At 71.0% G+C, this 16,263-nt stretch carries 18 protein-coding genes; 7 read left to right on the top strand and 11 right to left on the bottom strand.

The annotated features are described in order from the left end of the window. The first annotated feature begins 104 nt into the window (after positions 1-104). Positions 105-473 carry a nuclear transport factor 2 family protein gene (locus tag LG391_RS10355; RefSeq protein ID WP_225767936.1) on the top strand — a complete coding sequence of 123 codons (369 nt, stop codon included), beginning with the start codon at positions 105-107 and terminating at the stop codon, positions 471-473. Between the two features lie 42 nt (positions 474-515). Here LG391_RS10355 and cml read toward each other — a convergent pair whose 3' ends face one another. Beyond that, positions 516-1,694: a CmlA/FloR family chloramphenicol efflux MFS transporter gene (gene cml, locus LG391_RS10350; protein WP_225767935.1), complete on the bottom strand. Its 1,179-nt coding sequence runs from the start codon at positions 1,692-1,694 to the stop codon at positions 516-518. 252 nt (positions 1,695-1,946) lie between these two features. On the opposite strand from cml, the gene LG391_RS10345 reads away from it, so the two are divergent. After that, entirely contained in the window at positions 1,947-2,246 is a 300-nt protein-coding gene (locus LG391_RS10345; protein ID WP_225767934.1) for an HlyU family transcriptional regulator, read from the top strand. A 1-nt stretch (position 2,247) separates the two neighbouring features. Here LG391_RS10345 and LG391_RS10340 read toward each other — a convergent pair whose 3' ends face one another. After that, positions 2,248-3,210 carry a GlxA family transcriptional regulator gene (locus LG391_RS10340; RefSeq protein WP_225767933.1) on the bottom strand — a complete coding sequence of 321 codons (963 nt, stop codon included), beginning with the start codon at positions 3,208-3,210 and terminating at the stop codon, positions 2,248-2,250. Positions 3,211-3,309: 99 nt separating this feature from the next. Between LG391_RS10340 and LG391_RS10335 the strand changes: the two genes are divergently transcribed. Both LG391_RS10335 and LG391_RS10330 read left to right on the top strand, forming a co-directional pair. Then, the gene (locus LG391_RS10335; protein ID WP_225767932.1) at positions 3,310-4,284 is read left to right on the top strand and encodes a zinc-binding dehydrogenase; all 975 of its coding nucleotides are present in this window, start codon (positions 3,310-3,312) and stop codon (positions 4,282-4,284) included. 79 nt (positions 4,285-4,363) lie between these two features. Next, on the top strand, positions 4,364-4,711 hold the full coding sequence (locus LG391_RS10330; protein WP_225767931.1) for a putative quinol monooxygenase: 348 nt from the start codon (positions 4,364-4,366) through the stop codon (positions 4,709-4,711). Here LG391_RS10330 and LG391_RS10325 read toward each other — a convergent pair whose 3' ends face one another. Genes LG391_RS10325 through LG391_RS10315 form a run of 3 tightly spaced genes read right to left on the bottom strand, consistent with a single transcriptional unit; the run spans position 4,712 to position 6,804 of the window. After that, the gene (locus LG391_RS10325) at positions 4,712-5,890 is read right to left on the bottom strand and encodes an NAD(P)/FAD-dependent oxidoreductase (protein WP_225767930.1); all 1,179 of its coding nucleotides are present in this window, start codon (positions 5,888-5,890) and stop codon (positions 4,712-4,714) included. 32 nt (positions 5,891-5,922) lie between these two features. Beyond that, positions 5,923-6,396, bottom strand: a complete 474-nt coding sequence (gene ybaK, locus LG391_RS10320; protein ID WP_225767929.1) for a Cys-tRNA(Pro) deacylase — start codon at positions 6,394-6,396, stop codon at positions 5,923-5,925. A gap of 24 nt (positions 6,397-6,420) precedes the next feature. Next, entirely contained in the window at positions 6,421-6,804 is a 384-nt protein-coding gene (locus LG391_RS10315) for a DUF6481 family protein (RefSeq protein ID WP_225767928.1), read from the bottom strand. Between the two features lie 193 nt (positions 6,805-6,997). Between LG391_RS10315 and LG391_RS10310 the strand changes: the two genes are divergently transcribed. Beyond that, positions 6,998-7,528 carry a GNAT family N-acetyltransferase gene (locus tag LG391_RS10310; RefSeq protein WP_225767927.1) on the top strand — a complete coding sequence of 177 codons (531 nt, stop codon included), beginning with the start codon at positions 6,998-7,000 and terminating at the stop codon, positions 7,526-7,528. A gap of 7 nt (positions 7,529-7,535) precedes the next feature. On the opposite strand, the gene mutL is transcribed toward LG391_RS10310, so the two are convergent. Further along, on the bottom strand, positions 7,536-9,407 hold the full coding sequence (gene mutL / locus LG391_RS10305; protein ID WP_225767926.1) for a DNA mismatch repair endonuclease MutL: 1,872 nt from the start codon (positions 9,405-9,407) through the stop codon (positions 7,536-7,538). On the opposite strand from mutL, the gene LG391_RS10300 reads away from it, so the two are divergent. Beyond that, a complete protein-coding gene (locus tag LG391_RS10300) occupies positions 9,400-10,605 on the top strand; it encodes a hypothetical protein (RefSeq protein ID WP_225767925.1) in 1,206 nt (401 codons plus the stop codon). The genes mutL and LG391_RS10300 overlap by 8 nt on opposite strands. A 33-nt stretch (positions 10,606-10,638) precedes the next feature. On the opposite strand, the gene LG391_RS10295 is transcribed toward LG391_RS10300, so the two are convergent. The 5 genes from LG391_RS10295 to LG391_RS10275 form a co-directional block, all read right to left on the bottom strand. Continuing rightward, the gene (locus LG391_RS10295; RefSeq protein ID WP_225767924.1) at positions 10,639-10,869 is read right to left on the bottom strand and encodes a hypothetical protein; all 231 of its coding nucleotides are present in this window, start codon (positions 10,867-10,869) and stop codon (positions 10,639-10,641) included. Positions 10,870-10,913: 44 nt separating this feature from the next. Then, the gene (locus LG391_RS10290; RefSeq protein WP_225767923.1) at positions 10,914-11,150 is read right to left on the bottom strand and encodes a hypothetical protein; all 237 of its coding nucleotides are present in this window, start codon (positions 11,148-11,150) and stop codon (positions 10,914-10,916) included. Positions 11,151-11,270: 120 nt separating this feature from the next. Continuing rightward, positions 11,271-11,981, bottom strand: coding sequence for an SDR family NAD(P)-dependent oxidoreductase (locus LG391_RS10285; protein ID WP_225767922.1), 711 nt, complete (start codon positions 11,979-11,981; stop codon positions 11,271-11,273). A 72-nt stretch (positions 11,982-12,053) separates the two neighbouring features. Next, the gene (locus LG391_RS10280; RefSeq protein ID WP_225767921.1) at positions 12,054-13,565 is read right to left on the bottom strand and encodes a bifunctional UDP-sugar hydrolase/5'-nucleotidase; all 1,512 of its coding nucleotides are present in this window, start codon (positions 13,563-13,565) and stop codon (positions 12,054-12,056) included. A gap of 249 nt (positions 13,566-13,814) precedes the next feature. Beyond that, positions 13,815-14,627: an MBL fold metallo-hydrolase gene (locus LG391_RS10275; protein ID WP_225767920.1), complete on the bottom strand. Its 813-nt coding sequence runs from the start codon at positions 14,625-14,627 to the stop codon at positions 13,815-13,817. An 890-nt stretch (positions 14,628-15,517) separates the two neighbouring features. On the opposite strand from LG391_RS10275, the gene LG391_RS10270 reads away from it, so the two are divergent. Further along, positions 15,518-16,228, top strand: coding sequence for a recombinase family protein (locus LG391_RS10270; protein WP_225767919.1), 711 nt, complete (start codon positions 15,518-15,520; stop codon positions 16,226-16,228). Positions 16,229-16,263 lie beyond the last annotated feature (35 nt).

The raw sequence follows: 16,263 nt of genomic DNA, 5'->3' as shown, positions 1-16,263 counted from the left end.
CGATAGCCGGCGGGCGGCGGCGCATCCATGACCTGGCAGGTAATCGCTTTCGTCCCCGGGGCCGGACAGGATCGGGCCATCGCAACCACCGACGGAGATCCGAGATGACTGCAGCCACCGAGCTGGTCGACCGCTACATCGCGATCTGGAACGAGACCGATGCCAGTCGCCGGCGCGCCCTGATCGATGCGACCTGGACCGAGGATGCGGCCTATGTCGATCCGATGATGCGGGGCGACGGCCGGGCCGCGATCGACGCCATGATCGCAGCGGTGCAGGAGCGCTTTCCCGGCCACCGCTTCCGCCGGGTCGGCCCGGTCGACGAGCACAATGGCCGCATCCGCTTCCGCTGGGAGCTGGGTCCCGAGGGCCAGCCCCCGCTGGTCGCCGGCACCGATTTCGGCGAGATCGCCGACGGCCTGCTGTCCGGCATCACCGGCTTCATCGACCAGGCGCCAGCGATGGCGGCGTGATGATGAGACAGGGGCGGACCGGGAGGCCCGCCCCTCTCCGTTTCACTCGGCCGGCAGACGCAGCGCCAGGCCGGTGACGACCAGTGCCGCCAGGGCGCAGAACCCGGCCAGCGCCAGGCCGGCCGGCAGCACCAGCACCGCCAGCGTGCCCACGGCGCCGACGATCAGCCCCTCCAGGCAGGCATAGAGCGCGGTGGCGGTGCCGGCGACATGGCCGAAGCCCTGCAGGGCGCCGTTGGCGGTGACGGCGCAGGTCACCGAGATCCCGGCCGAGATCACCCAGACCGGCACCAGGAAAGCCCAGAGCGATGGACCCACCGCGAGTTTCCCCAACACCAGCAGCACCGCCCCGGCCAGCAGCAGCGCCATGCCGCGGATCAGGCAGCCGCGCCGGCCCCAGCGCGCGGTGAAGCGGCCGGCGAAGCGCGATGTGGCGATCATCACCAGGGCTGCGGTGCCGAAGGCCAGGCTGAAGCCGATCGGGGTCAGGCCCAGCCCGCCGATCAGTACCGCGGGCGCGGTCGAGAAATAGACGAAGAACGCGCCCATCGCCGCGCTGAAGCCGAGGGTGTAGGTCCAGAACGGCCCGCTGCCGAGGATCGCGCCGACATGGCACAGCCGCACCCCGTCGCCGCCCTCGGGCCGCGTCTCCGGCCAGCGCCGGAGCGCCTGCAGCCCGGCCAGGGCGCCGAGCCCGGCCAGCAGCCAGAAGATGCCGCGCCAGCCGAAGCCGTGATCGACCCCGGCGCCGAGCAGCGGCCCGAAGGCCGGCACGAAGGCCAGCATGGAGCCGAGCAGGCTGTAGATCACCGCGCCCTCGCGCCGCGCGGCGTAGACGTCGCGCACCGTGGCGAAGGTGGCGACCAGCATGGCCGCGGCGCCGGCGGCCTGCACCAGGCGCAGCGCCAGGAACGGCACGGCCGAGGACGTCAGCGCCAGCCCGGCCGAGGCCAGGGTGAACAGGAGGGCGCCGCCGAGCAGCACCGGCCGCCGGCCGACGCGGTCGGACAGCGGCCCGAACAGCAGCTGGCCGCAGCCGAGCAGCAGCAGATAGAGGCTGAGGGTGAGCTGGACCAGCGCCGGCGTTGCCGCCAGGGCCGCCGGCATCAGCGGCACCACCGGCAGGTAGACGTCCATGCCGAGCGAGGCCAGAAGGTCGAAGGGGGACATCAGCAGCAGGGTGGCCGCCAGGGAATAGGGCCATGGCCTGGGTGCAGGCATGGGAAGACCTCCGCGGAAAGGGGATTTCGGCGGCGGTCCGCATCGGATCGGCAGGAATGGCCGTGATCGGGAACGCCGCAACAACCGGACGGGCTGCTGCGGCTCAGCGGGTTGCGGTGGAGTCGGTCCTCATCGCGGGTCTCCGGTTCCGGCGGGATGGCTGTAGCATGCGCCTCACCGCGGTGAAAGCGTGATCCGCGGCGCGATCCGGGCTAGGCTGGCCTCTTCATTCCAGCGCAAACGGTCGGCACGATGGTCTCCTTCCTCAAATCCCTGTTCGGCGGTGGCAAGCGCGAGGAGGCCTCGTCCGGCGAGGCCCAGACCGGGCCGGCGGTCGAGTACAAGGGCTTCCGCATCCGCCCCGCCCCCTTCCAGGCCGGCGGCCAGTACCAGACCGCGGGCCTGATCGAGAAGGACTTCCCGGACGGCACCAAGACCCACCGCTTCATCCGCGCCGACAAGCACGCCAGCAAGGACGACGCCACCGCCTTCTCGGTGACCAAGGCGCAGCAGATCATCGACGAGCAGGGCGACCGGGTGTTCGGGGCCTGACTCAGCGGGCCTGGCGGCGGTATTCGCCGGGCGACAGGCCGGTGCGGCGGGAGAACAGGCGGCTGAACGACGCCGGATCCTGGTAGCCGACCCGCCAGCAGATCTCGGCGATACCGAGGTCGCCGCGCTCGAGCAGGTCGCGCGCGGCGTCGAGGCGCCGGTCCTGGATCCAGCGGCCCGGCGTGGTCTGCAGCTCCTCGGTGAAGCGCCGGGCCAGAGTGCGAGGCGACAGGCCCAGCGCCGCCGCGAGCCCGTCGGGGCTCAGCGCCGGCAGGTCGGCCTGCGCGACCTCCAGGAGACGATCGCGGAACGGCTGCGGCGCCGCCTGATCGAGCGGGAACTCGTAGGGTGTCTGCGACCGGCGCGCCGGCGGCAGCACCAGCAGCTTGCGCACGATCCGCTCCTCCCTGGCGAAGCCGAGGTCGCGCAGCAGGGCGGTGGCCAGCTCCAGCCCGGAGAAGCCGCCGCCGCAGCTGTAGATCCGGTCGTGGCGCAGCAGCAGGCGGGACGGGTCCCAGCGCACCTTCGGGAAGCGCCGCAGCGCATCCTCCTTCAGCCACCAGGAGATGGTGGCGCGGCGGCCGTCCAGCAGCCCGGCATCGGCCAGGAAATAGGCCGCGCCGCAATGGGCGGCGATGATCGCGCCCTGCTGCCGCGCCTGCTCGATCAGCGGCCGGGCGTGGCCGCTCTCCTCCGCCAGCGCCCGTAGCATTTCCGGCACGTCCAGCCCCGGCATCGCCAGCAGCACCAGCACGTCGACCGGCGCCGTCGGCTGCGGCCGGGCCGGGAAGGCGATGCCGGAGGTGGCGGCCGCGGCCGGCGCCCGGGCCAGGAATTCGAAGGAGAAGGCCGGCTCGCGCCGCAGCTTGTTCACCAGCTCCAGCATCTCGACCAGCGTCGCCGCCACCGCCGAGTAGAAGCTCGCGGGCAGCCAGATCGCGACATGGATGGGTTTGATCGTCATGCGGCAGATTTAGCATAGAGATTGTCAATCCTGCCAATTCAGCCAGATCCCCGCTGCTCCTACGGTCTGACGTCCCGGCTGCAAGCGATGGAGCGGCGAATGAAAGCGGTGGTGTTCGACCGGATCGGCCTGCCGGCCGAGGTGCTGTACCTGGCCGATGTGCCGGTGCCGGAGATCGGACCGGGCGAGGCGCTGGTGCGGATGGTCGCGGCCTCGATCAACCCGGGCGACTTCCTGTTCGTCCAGAACCTGTACCCCGAGCCGAAGAAGCCGAAGTTCCCGCGGCAGATCGCCGGCAATCACGGCGCCGGGGTGATCGAACGGGCGGGGCCGGGCGTGGCGCTGCCGCCGGGCACGCTGGTGGCCTTCAGCCACGAGAAGACCTGGGCGGAATACGCAGCGGTCCCGGCCGAATACCTGATCCCGCTGCCGCCCGACATGCCGGCCGAGAAGGCCGGGCAGCTGATGAACCCGATCACCGCCTGGGACCTGGTGGCGGACTCCGGTGTCGAGTCGGGCCAATGGCTGGCGGTGACGGCGGGCTACTCCACGATCTCGACACTGGTGCTGCAATTCGCCCGGCGGCGCGGCATCCGCACGCTCGCGGTCGTCCGCCGCACGCATGCCGATCTCGACCTGCGCGAGCTCGGCGCCGAGGCGGTGATCGACCTGTCCCGCCAGGACCTGCGGGCCGAGGTGATGGCGGTCACCGGCGGCGCCCGGCTGCACGGGGTGGTCGACAATGTCGGCGGGCCGGCCACCGGGACGCTGATTCGCAGCTTGGCCTTCGGCGGCCGCGTCATGATCAACGGCGGCATGAGCGAGGACAGCTTCACGCTGCACAATTTCGACCTGCTGCTGAACGGCGTGACCCTGCGGCCCAGCGTCTACCGCTATTTCTTCGGACCGCCGGCACCGGAGGATGCGGCGATGCTCCGCGAGATGATCGGGGTGTTCGCCCGGCCAGAGATCCGGGTGCCGCTCGGCGGCATCCATCCGCTGGAAGATGCCGGGCGGGCCATCGCCGAGAGCTGGGCCAGTCCGGGCGACGGCAAGCGGATCTTCCGGATGTGACGATCCATGACCTCCGAGGTCATGGACCGCAGGCCGGGCAGGCCCGCATCCTGCCGGCCGCTGCCCAAAGGAGGCCTCGATGCTGCAGTCCACCGTCACCCGGCCGGGCGACAAGACCGTCGCCTTCACCGTCACCCTGCATGTGAAGCCGGGCCGCGAGGCCGAGTTCCTGGCGCTGCTGACGCCGGTGCTGGACGCGATGCGGCACGAGCCGAGCTTCATCAATGCCGTGCTGCACCGGTCGCCGGACGACCCGGCCCTGTTCATGATCTACGAGACCTGGGCCGATCTCGACGAGCTGGTGCAGGTGCAGGTCCCCCGCGACTACCGCCGGGCCTATATGGCGGCGCTGCCCGATATCCTGCGGCAGGAGCGCGGCGTCACCGTCTGGCGGCCGATGCGTGGGGATTTCGCCATGGCTTCATGATCAGACGGCCTGTCCTGCGCACCAGCCGGAGGACCACGCCCACTGGAAGTTGTAGCCGCCGAGCCAGCCGGTGACGTCCACCACCTCGCCGATGAAGTAGAGGCCCGGCACCGCCTTCGCCTCCATGGTCCGCGAATCCAGGCCGGCGGTGTCGACGCCGCCCAGCGTCACCTCGGCGGTGCGGTAGCCCTCGGACCCGGCCGGCCGCACCCGCCAGCCATTCACCGAATCTGCCACCCGGCGCAGCACCTTGTCGGACAGGTCGGCGAGGTTGCCCGCCGCGCCTTCGGCCTCGGCGATCGTCTGCGCCAGCCGCTTCGGCAGCGCCTCGGCCAGCACGGTGTGCAGGGCCCGGCGGCCGTTTTCGGCGCGGGCGCCGCGCAGCCGGTCGAACACGTCCGTGCCGGGCAGCATCGACACCTCGATCTCCTGCCCGTCGCGCCAGTAGGAAGAGATCTGCAGGATCGACGGACCGCTGAGGCCGCGATGTGTGAACAGCATCGCCTCGCGGAACCGGGTGCGGCCGCAGCCGACCACGGCGTCGACGGCGATGCCGGCCAGCGGCTTCAGCCGCTCCAGCAATGCCGGCTCGAAGGTCAGAGGCACCAGGGCGGGCCGGGTCTCGGTGACCTTCAAGCCGAAGCGGGCGGCCAGATCGTAGCCGAAGCCGGTGGCACCCATCTTGGGGATCGACCGGCCGCCGGTGGCGACCACCAGGGACCGGCAGCGCAACGGCCCCGACGCCAGACCCAGGACGAAGCCGTCGGCGTCGCGTTCGACCGAGTCGACCTTGCTCGACAGGCGCAGCGTGACGCCGGCCCGGCCCATCTCGGCCAGCAGCAGGTCGATGATCTGGCGCGAAGAGCCGTCGCAGAACAGCTGGCCCAGCGTCTTCTCGTGCCAGGCGATGCCATGGCGGTCGACCAGGCCGATGAAGTCGCGCTGGGTGTAGCGGCGCAGCGCCGAGATGCAGAAATGCGGGTTGGCGGAAATGAAGTTGGCCGGCGCCGCGTGCAGGTTGGTGAAGTTGCAGCGCCCGCCGCCGGAGATGCGGATCTTCTCGCCCGGCGCCGCGGCGTGGTCGAGCACGAGCACCGACCGGCCGCGCTTGCCGGCCTCGGCCGCGCACATCATCCCGGCCGCCCCGGCGCCGATCACCACCACGTCGAAGGACTGCACCCCGTCTCCGTTCCGGCCGGCCGCCGGGCCGATCAGGCCACCAGCGGCGACACCTTGGCCTTCAAGGCCGCCTGCAGGTCCCGCGGCTTCAGGCGGATCTGCAGGCCGCGCTGGCCACCATTGACGAAGACCTCCGCCTCGGCCATCGCCGCCTCCTCGATCGCGGTCGGCACCGCCCGCTTCTGGCCGAGCGGGCTGATGCCGCCGACATGGTAGCCTGTGACCCGCTCGGCATCGGCCGGGCGCATCATCTGCGCCGATTTCGCGCCGAAGGCGGCGGCCAGCTTCTTCATGCCGACCTCGCGGTCGGACGGCACCACGACGCAGACCGGCTTGCCGTCGGCCTCCGCCATCAGCGTCTTCAGCACGATGCGCGGCGGCACGCCCATGGCCTCGGCCGCCTGCATGCCGATGCGGTCCGCCCCCGGATCATAGTCATAGGTCGCGACGGCGAAGCCGATGCCCGCCCGTTCCAGCGCCTGGGTGGCGCGCGTGGTCTTCGACATTCCGCCCGACCCGTGCCGGTCCGGTCAGCGCTTGACGCGCGCCTTGCGGGCGGCGTAGCGGGCGTCGCGCTCGGCCTTCTGCTCGGCCAGCAACGCCACCATCCGCTCGGCCTCCTCGCGCCGGGCCCGGGCCTCGGCCTCGGCGGCCTCGGCCTTGCGCCGCGCCTCTTCCTGCGCCCGTGCCTCGGCCTCGGCCTTCAGCCGCGCCTCCTCGGCCTCCTTGGCCGCCCGGCGCTCGGCCTCGCGCTGCGCCCGCGCCTCGGCGATGGCCTGCCGCTCCGCCCGCTGCCGGGCCAGCTCCGGATTGTCCGGCGCGGTCTTCGCCCGGAACTTCTCCAGCGCGGCCTTCTTCGCATTCTGAGCGCTGCTCAGCCGGTCCCCGAACCCCTTTTCCCTGTACCCGCTCATCGTCTCGTCGACTCGTTGCATGTATCCCCGATTCACCGGCAGGAAGGCGAGCGCCGCCCGCGCGGACGCACTAGATATGCTCCCTCGGCCACGGTGCCAACAGCCGTTCCGGCATGCCGGTCACGCGGTCGGATTGGCCTGCCGTGCCGAGACGCGGCCGGGCTATGCTTTCGCCGTTCTCGCGGAGGCCGCCATGACCATCGAGATCCGGCCGGCGACCGCGGCGGATGCCGCGGCGATCGCCGATCTGCACCAGCGCAGCTGGCGCAGCGCCTATCGCGGGCTGCTGCCCGATTCCTATCTCGACGGGCCGGCCGGAGATCAGCTGGCGGCGCATTGGAGCGGAGCGTTCGCCAAGGATGAGCCGTGCCGGATGATGATCCTGATCGCCATGGCGCCGGACGGAATCGCCGGATTCGTCGCGGCCTGGCCGAAAGGGCCGGACAGGGCGCTGATCGACAACCTGCATGTCGCGCCCGGGCTGCGCGGCGGCGGGCTCGGCCGGCGCCTGATGGGCCGGGCCGCGGCCGAACTGCGGCGCCTGGGCTTCCGATCGGCGTTCCTCGAGGTGATCGAGGGCAATCACGACGCCCGCGGCTTCTATCGGCGGCTCGGCGGGGTCGAGGGCGCGCCGTTCGTCGAGCCGATCGGCGGCCATCCGACCCGGGTGATCCCGGTCGCCTGGGACGACCTGGCCGTGCTGGAGGCGGCCGGCGGGCCGTGAGCGCGCTTCAGCGCCGCTGGAACAGCTTCTCGATATCGGCCAGCTTCAGTTCGACATAGGTCGGCCGGCCGTGGTTGCACTGGCCGGCATTGGGGGTCGCCTCCATGCTGCGCAGCAGGGCGTCCATCTCCGCCGCGTTCAGGCGGCGGCCGGCGCGGACGCTGCCGTGGCAGGCCATGGTGGCGCAGACATGGGCCAGTCGCTCGGTCAGCGGCCTCGCGTCGTCCCATTCCGCCAGCGCGTCGGCCAGATCCTGCACCAGGCCGGGCACGTCGGACTGGCCCAGCAGGGCCGGCACGCCGCGCACCACCACGGCGCCGGGACCGAAGGGCTCGAGCTCCAGCCCCAGCCCGGCCAGCTCCGCCTGGCGCGCGGCGAGGCGGTCGACCGAGGCCTCGTTCAGCTCCACCACCTCGGGCAGCAGCAGGCCCTGGCTCCTGACCGTGCCGGACAGCAGCTCGGCCTTCATCCGCTCATAGACGATCCGCTCATGCGCCGCGTGCTGGTCGACGATGACGAGCCCGTCGCCGGTCTGGGCGACGATGTAGGTGGCGTGGACCTGCGCGCGGGCGGCGCCCAGAGGATGCTCCGGCGCCGGCTCCTGCACCGCAGCCTCGGCCCTCGCCGAAGGCCGGGCCAGATCGGCGGCGATCGGCGCCTGCCAGGCGGCCGCCGATTCGGCGAGGCCGGAGGGCGGGCGCACCGGACCGCGGGTCTGGAACCAGGAGGTCTGGCCGCTGAACCGGGACAGCGGGGCCTGCATCGGTGCCGGCCCGTCCGGCGCCCCGCCGCCCTGGGTCACGAAGGCGGCCAGGGTGTCGGCGCCGACGCTGGTCGAGGCGCGGTGGCCGGCTGCGGCGATGGCGTGGCGCAGGGCGCTGACGATCAGGCCGCGCACCAGCGCCGGATCGCGGAACCGCACCTCGGCCTTCGTCGGGTGGACGTTGACGTCGACCTCCTCCGGCGGCAGCTCGAGATAGAGCGCCAGCACCGGGTGGCGGTCGCGCGGCAGCACGTCGGCATAGGCGCCGCGGATGGCGCCGAGCAGCAGCCGGTCGCGCACCGGCCTGCCGTTGACGAACAGGTACTGCGCCTGGGCGGTGGCGCGGTTCAGGGTCGGCAGCGCGGCGTGGCCGGTCAGCCTCACCGCCTCGCGCACCGCCTCGATCGGCAGGGCGTTCTCGGCGAAATCGCCGCCCAGCACGGCGCCGACGCGGGCGAGGCGGGCGTCGAACAGCTCGCCCCGCGCCGCCTCCAGCCGCAGCAGGGGGCGGGCGGCGTCCGCCACGGTGAAGCTGAGGGTCGGATGCGCCATGGCCAGGCGCTCGACCACGTCCACCGCCGCCTGGGTCTCGGCCCGCTCGCCCTTCAGGAACTTCAGCCGCGCCGGGGTGGCATAGAACAGGTCGCGCACCTCGACCCGGGTGCCATGGTTCAGCGCCGCCGGCACCGGCGCCGTCACCGCCCCACCTTCGACAGACAGGCTCCAGCCCTCCGCCGCCCCCCCTCCTGACTTGGGCCGGGGGCGGCTGGCGATGGAGAGGCGCGACACGGCGCCGATCGAGGGCAGCGCCTCGCCCCGGAACCCGAGCGTCGAGATCCGCACCAGGTCGTCGTCCGGCAGCTTGGAGGTGGCGTGGCGCTCGATCGCCAGCAGCAGCTCCTCCGGGTCCATGCCGGCGCCGTCGTCGACCACCGAAATCAGGCTGCGGCCGCCGTCGCGCAGCGCCACGTCGATGCGGCGGGCGCCGGCGTCGATCGCATTCTCCACCAGCTCCTTCACCGCCGCGGCCGGGCGTTCGATCACCTCGCCGGCGGCGATCTGGTTCACCAGGGTCGGCGGCAGGCGGCGGATGGTGCGGAGGGACTCGATGGTCATGCCGTCGATTCTAGAGGATGCGACCAAGTCGTGCCACCCGACCGCAGAAAACGGCGCCAGAGCCGAAGCCATATTCAAGGGGTGTCACACCCCAGGGGCCGAAGGCAAGATGTCCTGCTTCACGCAGACAGTCCTGCCGGGTGCCGGTGGCTCGCATCCGCGCAAGATCAGCCCGGGAGACAAGATGCAGCACATCGTCGCCAACAGCTTCGAAATCGACATCGATGACGCGTTCCCCCGGGTCGTGAACTGGCACGAGGTGGTCACGGCCAAGCCCTTCACCCAGACAGCGACTTCGCCGGAATTCTCGATCTGCTCAACCGAATCCAAGGTGGAAGGCGATGCAGCCGCGAGGATCGAAGGCGAGGCGGCACGGCTGGTCGAAGGGCAAGAGATCGTCGAGCGCCGTGCCATCGACGCCGACGGGCTGCCCGGAACCTATATCGTGGTGCGCAGCCAGCCGGACGGGGAAGACAGAAATCCCTCATATCGCCATGTCGTTCTCCTCGTGCCGCCCGACCCGGCCTATCTGTACCGGGCTCAGGCCATGTTCGGCGACGCGGAGTCGGAGACAACGATCAAGGCGTTCACGGCCGCACTCGCCTCGTTCCGACGCCGGCCGCCGGAACGGAGCTTCGCAGAGATCGAGGCCGCGCGCGAGAGCGAGTTCCGACGGGCAATGGAAAGCGCGGCTGCATCGGGGCAAGCCGCGCAGAAGGCGGCGCCCGCGCTTGTGCCCACCGTCACAAAGAACAGCCTCATCGTGCACTCCGCCCTGTTTGGTCGCGACGTGACCGTCGAGATCTTTCTCAATGACGGGCAGACGGCGGTCGACGCCAAGCAGATCGAGACGCTGCTCGAGTTCGTCCGGTTGCCGCCGGAGCTGCTGCCGCGGATCAAGGAACTGCTCTACGCCGACTACCGCAAGGCGGCCGCGGAGATCGACTACGGCGCCGACGATCCCAACGACCCGTTCGATCTGCCCGATGCGGACGCAGCCTTCGCCGCCACCAACATCCGCTTTCTGAGCATCTCCGACACCGATCGGTGGCAGAGTCGCTTCTCGAGCCTCGTGCTCTATCCGCCCTGGGAACAGGAGCACGGCGTCACCCTCATCTTCCGGAACGGCGAGTTCCTGGCCCTGTCGACGCAGGAGGCGGGCTACTACCACCCCTATGAGGCGCCGCTCCGATCGTGAGCGTCGCTTCGGACGGTCAGGACGGATCGTCGATCAACGCGCCAGAATAGACGACCGGCCCGGCCGGGGCGCCGGTGGGCGAGCCGCCGGCCGGCTCGACACTGACCGCCAGCGTGCCCCGGCCAGAGCGGAGCCGCGCAGCGCCTCGGGAATGGCCAGGCGCTGCCGGTCGGTGGCGTCGATCAGGCCGAGCGACCGCGGCGGCGTGCCGGCGGCGACGAACCACAGCTCGAGACTGCGGTCCGCCGGCACTTCGGCCCGCACCGGCCGGACCTGGACCGCGCCGGCGCGGGTGTCGACCCGGACGATCAGTGCCGGCCGGCGCCGTTCAGGGTGTCGACCAGCCCGGCCGCCTTGACCGCCGCGACCAGCGTGGTGTGGTCCTTCGAGTTGACCGCGTTCTCGACGATGGTCCTGCTCGGGTACATCGCCGCGCCCCCGACCATCACGGTGGTCTCCGCGACGGCCGGGCCGGTCAGGGCGCCGGCCGCGACCAGAGCGAGGCAGGCGCCGAACACGGTGGAGAGGTATTGATCGGCACGCATTTCGGGTTCTCCCATCCTGGTTTGTCGCCGACATCTCGGGACGGGAGAGCCTTACGGATCGTGCGCCGGGAAAGTTTCAGGACCGGGCGAGAAATGCGTTCCGGCTGACCAGGGGCCAGGCTACCAGGGAAACGTGCCGAGCTCGGGCTCGCCGTAGAAGACCTGCCGGTCCGGCCGGATGCGGTCGACCCAGCCGGCGAGGCGCGCCGCCGCCTCCGGCGCCTCGAGGTCTGCGTCGGCGCTGGCCATCTTCGTCCGGATCCGGCCGGGATGGACGGCGTAGACGGCGAGGCCACGCGGGCCGAATTCGCGGGCGAGGCAGGCGGTCAGCATGTTCTGCGCCGCCTTGGAGATGCGGGTGGCATAGGCGATGCCGAGATGGTCGAAATCGCCGGCCGCCACCCGCCCGATCGAGCCGAGCCGGCTGCTGACATTGACGATGACCGGCCGCTCCGCCGCCAGGAGGGCGTCGATCGCCGCCTGGCTGATGCGCAGCGCGGCGAGGCAGTGGACGTCGAGCGCCTGCTGCACATCCTCGATCCGGATGCCGGCCAGCTGCGCACCGCGGCCGGACATGCCGGCGTTGTTGTAGAGGATGTCCACCGCTGGCGCCCGCTGCGCCAGCACCTGCCGCAGCCGGTCGGCGCAGGACTGGTCGGTGACGTCGCCGCGGACCAGGATGCCGTCCGCCCCGGCCGCCGCCGTGAAATCGGCCGACGCTGCCTCGCTGCGGACCACGCCGATCACCATGTCGCCGCGGGCCGCGTACCACCGCGTCAGCTCCAGCCCCAGCCCCGCCCCGGCGCCGGTGATCACGATCCTGCGAGCCATGCCTTCATCCCCTCATGTCCGACGGTGCGGGGCAGGATGCGGCGAAGCGACCGGCGGGGCAATCCCGGCCGGTCAGGGCAGGAGCGTCACCCGGCCTTCGACCTTCGGCGCGATCCGGCCCTGCGCCGCGACATAGTCGATGACCTGGTTGGCGATGATCTGGGCGTCGGATTCGGTCACGATCGGCCGCCCCTCGGCCAGCATGGCGTACTGGTCGCCGCCGCGGGCCAGGAAGGCCGGCGTGGCCAGGGTGTAGGTGCGGCCGGGGTCGAGCGGCGCGCCGCCGACGGTGACGCTGCGCACACGCTCGCCGACAGGCCGGTCGAGATCCGCCTCGACCGCCATGCCGGAGACCTGCGGGAACCGGCCGCCGATCTCGCGCACCTGGCTGACGCCGTTCTCCAACGCCCGCCGCAGCACCGCGCCGGTGACCTCCAGCTTCACCGTCCGGTTGCCGAAGGGCAGCTCGGACTGGATGTCCTTGCGGGTCAGCACCGTGCCGGCCGGATATTCCCGGTCGGCGCGGATGCCGCCGCCGTTGAACAGGGCGACATCGGCGCCGACCGCCGCGCGCATCGCATCGGCGATCAGGTTCCCGATCGCGGTCTCCTGGGTGCGGACGCTGGCGCGGCGGCTGTCCAGCGGCGTCTCGGTGACGCCGATCTCGACCAGCAGCGCCTGGTCCAGCTGTCGGCCATAGGCCGCAACCGCCTCGGCGATCCCCGGATCGGGCGCGACCGTGGCGGTGTCGATGATCCGGAAGGCGGGCCACCAGTCGATGTCGGTCTGCCCCTTCTCCACCGACTTGGTGATGGTCGCCTCGGTGACCACGACGAAATTGGCCTCGGTCTGGGATTCCACCAGGGCGCCCTTGCCGTCGAAATAGGTCAGGAGATGCTCGTCGTGGCCGGACAGCACCAAGTCGGCGAAACCGCCGCGCAGCAGGCCCATATCGACCGCAAGCGGCGTGTGCACCATGGCGACGATGAAGTCGGCGCCCTTGCCGCGCAGTCCCGCCGCCTTGCGCCGGGCGGTGTCGATCGATCCTTCGAAGGTGATCTCGCCGGGGCTCGACCCGATCGGCGTGTCCTCGGTGGTCAGGCCGTAGAAGCCGATGCGGACCCCGTCCACGTCGATGACCTTGTCGTCGATCGTGTGGGCGGGGGCGCGGCCGTCCGGCTCGCGGATGTTGGAGGAGACGATGTCGAAGCGAGCCTCGGCCAGGCGGTCGCGGAAGACCTGCGGGCCCAGATCGAAATCGTGGTTGCCCGGCACGAAGAGGTCGACCGGGATGCGGTTCAGCAGGTCGATGATATGGCGGCCCTTGTCGATGCCGGAGAGCAGCGACGGCGACAGCGTGTCGCCGGTGTGGACGAAGATGGTCCGGCCCGGCCGCGCCCGTTCCGCCGCCACCGCGCCGGCGAGCCGGGCGAAACCGCCGCGGCCGTCGCGCTCCTCCATCCGGTCGATATCGTTGGTGTGGACGAAGCGGACCGTCACGGTCTGGCCCAGGGCCGGCATGGCGAGAACCGCAATGCCGAGCGCCGCGGCCACGGCCGGCGCGATCGTCTTCCCAAGTCGCATGTCTTCCCCCTCTCGGATGCAGATACGGCCGGGGACGCGCCACGGCATGCCGCCGACCGTCTGCCACGGCCACGATGACAGGGTGATGACGGCAAGGACGGGCTCAGAGACCGTTTGGAAATGCTACTGGTGCGGCCGTCTGACGCCGGTTTCTGCGCTTCCGGTGCTCACGGACCCAAACGTCCGCTGCGCGCCGGTTCTCGAAACCACCGCCAGCCGACTCACACCAGCGCATTTCCAAACGGTCTCTCAGCCGCCCTGGATCGCCCGGATGTAGCGGTCGGCCGAGCGCAGCACGGCGCCGCGGGCGTCCGCCTTGACCTGCCGGCCGACGAAGGCGCCGTACAGCCGGTCGAAATCATACGGCGCCACCGCGTCGGAGATGCGCCGCACCGCGGCGGCCGGCAGCGGGATCAGGTTCGGATAGCTGTACATGAAGGATACCCAGCGCCCGTCCGGCAGGCCCTGGATGGTGTCGCCGCTGAGCAGCACGCCGCGCCCTTCCGCCCCGGCCGCCCAGTGCAGCACCGCGGCGCCCGCGAAGTGGCCGCCGCAGCGGATCACGGTCAGGCCGTCGGCGAGATCCAGGGTCTCGCCCGACCAGAAGGACAAGGCCGGGTCGGGCCGCTGCACCCATTGGCGGTCATCGGCATGGAGATGGACCGGGCAGCCGAAGGCCTGCGCCCATTCCACCATCGTGGTGTAATAGTGCGGGTGCGAGATGGCGATGGCGCGGAGCCCGCCCAGCGCCCGGATCGCCGAGACGGTGGCGTCGTCGATCAGCGCCACGCAATCCCACATCATCACGCCGCCCTCGGGCAGCCGGATCAGGAAGGCGCGCTCGCCGATGCCGAATTCCGGCTCGACCAGGATCTGGTCGAGCCCGGGCTCGATCGCCGTGAAGCTGTTGCGGTGACCGCGCCGCAACTCGTCCAGCGTCAGCCAGCTCTGCCCGGACTCGGGCACGAACTGGCGCTCATCCTCGCAGATCGGGCAGGCGGTGGGCGGCGCCGGGCTGTCGGGATACTGGGTGCCGCAGGTGCGGCAGAGATGAAAGGCCATGCCGCGATCCTGTCACGGGACAGAGCGCAACGCCAGAGGCCGCAGAAATCCTAGGGTTTCGGCTCCCGTCGTCCCCGCTCGGTGGTACACCCGGAGGGCATGGAAGGCAACCCGCAACGCATGCACTGAAAGTTGCAGACCATGCCTGAGACCACGACCACGCCGGCCGCCACCTCCGCCCCCCAGCGTGTAGCGCCTACGGCCGCTGCTGCCGCGCCCTGCCTTGCCCATGGTGGGGAACGCATCTTCTCCCGAGCCTGCCGGTCCTGCGGCGCCTACGCCCTGACCTGTTTCCCCAATCACCCCCAGGCTAGGGCCACGGGCGCACTGGTGACCGCTACGGCGCCGGTCCCCGCCACCGTGGAGAGCTGATCGTGGTCAGCGTCTACGTCCTGGCAGGGGCCACTTGGCTGGCGCTGAACGTCGGTTTCGCGGCTGGTGCATGGTGGTCCGGGCGGAAGCGGCGACCGTAGCACGCCCAGAAGGAGGAGCCCCGGTGGTCCTGGACGGGCACCGGGGCGCTTCCTATGAAGCCGTAGGGCCAGCGATGTTTTTTGGCCAAAATTTCTTCGAGCCCATCTTGATGAATGAAGCCGAGCGAGCGTCCCCCCGTATGGGCGGCGGTGCCACCCCCTGCGTAGCGGTCAAGCGGGACTGGACGCATGCACCACCGCGACGCCCGAACGTCGAGGACGGTCGGCAAGGCCTGCGCTCTGCGCCCCGCCAGAACACGGCATGCCCATCCTGCGCCTCGCCAGGGCCGGCGCCACACCCTCTCCCAGGATGAGCGGCCGCTCTTGAGGGCAGCCGGATGGCACACCATCGGGCCTTGACAACGAGATGTTCACAAACCATCCTAACGAACGTTACTACGCTTTGTGGACATGACCATGCCCCGCCCATTCATCGCCTACTACAGGGTTTCCACCGCCAAGCAAGGTCGGTCGGGGCTCGGCCTCGACGCTCAACGGGAGGCCGTAGAGAGCCACCTACGGGGGCTTGGGGACGGCGCACGGCTGCTGGCCGAGTACCAGGAGGTTGAGACCGGGAAGCGAGATGATCGCATCGCCCTGCGGCAGGCGTTGGACCACTGCCGGCTGACCGGGGCAACGCTTATCATCGCCAAGCTCGACCGCCTGTCCCGTGATGCGGCCTTCCTGCTGACCCTCCAGAAAGGCGATGTCCCGTTCCTCGCGGCGGACATGCCCGAGATGAACAACCTGACCGTTGGTATAATGGCCGTAGTCGCGCAGAACGAACGCGAGGCAATCAGCAGGCGGACCAAGGAGGCGCTGGCAGCGGCGAAGGCGCGGGGTGTGCGGCTCGGCAACCCGAACGGCGCCAGGGCGCTGCGGGAGGGCCTTGCACGGGCCGGGGGACCGAACCCACAGCGGGCCGCGGAAGTGGCCCATACGGTCGCCGTAGAGCGCGCTGAACGGCTGCGGCACGTGGTCGAGGGCCTGAAGGCGCGAGGCGTCCACTCTGTGAGGGCGATTGCCGAGGCGCTGAACGCCGGTGGCTACCAGACGCCGCGCGGGGGGCGCTGGCACACCACATCCGTCCACCGCCTGCTGGCCACGCTCAACAAGGCAAGGGCGTAACCATGATGAATTTTCTATTTCCGTCTGTCTCCCTA

Origin of the sequence: Inquilinus sp. Marseille-Q2685 (assembly GCF_916619195.1) — a bacterium.
Classification (GTDB): domain Bacteria; phylum Pseudomonadota; class Alphaproteobacteria; order DSM-16000; family Inquilinaceae; genus Inquilinus.
Note: the sequence above shows the minus strand (reverse complement) of the source record. Positions and strands in the feature narration are given on the sequence as shown.

Excerpts from the sequence above, each read along its gene's own strand:
- LG391_RS10355 (WP_225767936.1), top strand. The coding sequence starts at position 105 with ATGACTGCAGCCACCGAGCTGGTCGACCGCTACATCGCGATCTGGAAC.
- cml (WP_225767935.1), bottom strand. The coding sequence starts at position 1,694 with ATGCCTGCACCCAGGCCATGGCCCTATTCCCTGGCGGCCACCCTGCTG.
- LG391_RS10345 (WP_225767934.1), top strand. The coding sequence starts at position 1,947 with ATGGTCTCCTTCCTCAAATCCCTGTTCGGCGGTGGCAAGCGCGAGGAG.
- LG391_RS10340 (WP_225767933.1), bottom strand. The coding sequence starts at position 3,210 with ATGACGATCAAACCCATCCATGTCGCGATCTGGCTGCCCGCGAGCTTC.
- LG391_RS10335 (WP_225767932.1), top strand. The coding sequence starts at position 3,310 with ATGAAAGCGGTGGTGTTCGACCGGATCGGCCTGCCGGCCGAGGTGCTG.
- LG391_RS10330 (WP_225767931.1), top strand. The coding sequence starts at position 4,364 with ATGCTGCAGTCCACCGTCACCCGGCCGGGCGACAAGACCGTCGCCTTC.
- ybaK (WP_225767929.1), bottom strand. The coding sequence starts at position 6,396 with ATGTCGAAGACCACGCGCGCCACCCAGGCGCTGGAACGGGCGGGCATC.
- LG391_RS10315 (WP_225767928.1), bottom strand. The coding sequence starts at position 6,804 with ATGAGCGGGTACAGGGAAAAGGGGTTCGGGGACCGGCTGAGCAGCGCT.
- LG391_RS10310 (WP_225767927.1), top strand. The coding sequence starts at position 6,998 with ATGACCATCGAGATCCGGCCGGCGACCGCGGCGGATGCCGCGGCGATC.
- LG391_RS10300 (WP_225767925.1), top strand. The coding sequence starts at position 9,400 with ATGGTCATGCCGTCGATTCTAGAGGATGCGACCAAGTCGTGCCACCCG.
- mutL (WP_225767926.1), bottom strand. The coding sequence starts at position 9,407 with ATGACCATCGAGTCCCTCCGCACCATCCGCCGCCTGCCGCCGACCCTG.
- LG391_RS10290 (WP_225767923.1), bottom strand. The coding sequence starts at position 11,150 with ATGCGTGCCGATCAATACCTCTCCACCGTGTTCGGCGCCTGCCTCGCT.
- LG391_RS10285 (WP_225767922.1), bottom strand. The coding sequence starts at position 11,981 with ATGGCTCGCAGGATCGTGATCACCGGCGCCGGGGCGGGGCTGGGGCTG.
- LG391_RS10280 (WP_225767921.1), bottom strand. The coding sequence starts at position 13,565 with ATGCGACTTGGGAAGACGATCGCGCCGGCCGTGGCCGCGGCGCTCGGC.
- LG391_RS10275 (WP_225767920.1), bottom strand. The coding sequence starts at position 14,627 with ATGGCCTTTCATCTCTGCCGCACCTGCGGCACCCAGTATCCCGACAGC.
- LG391_RS10270 (WP_225767919.1), top strand. The coding sequence starts at position 15,518 with ATGCCCCGCCCATTCATCGCCTACTACAGGGTTTCCACCGCCAAGCAA.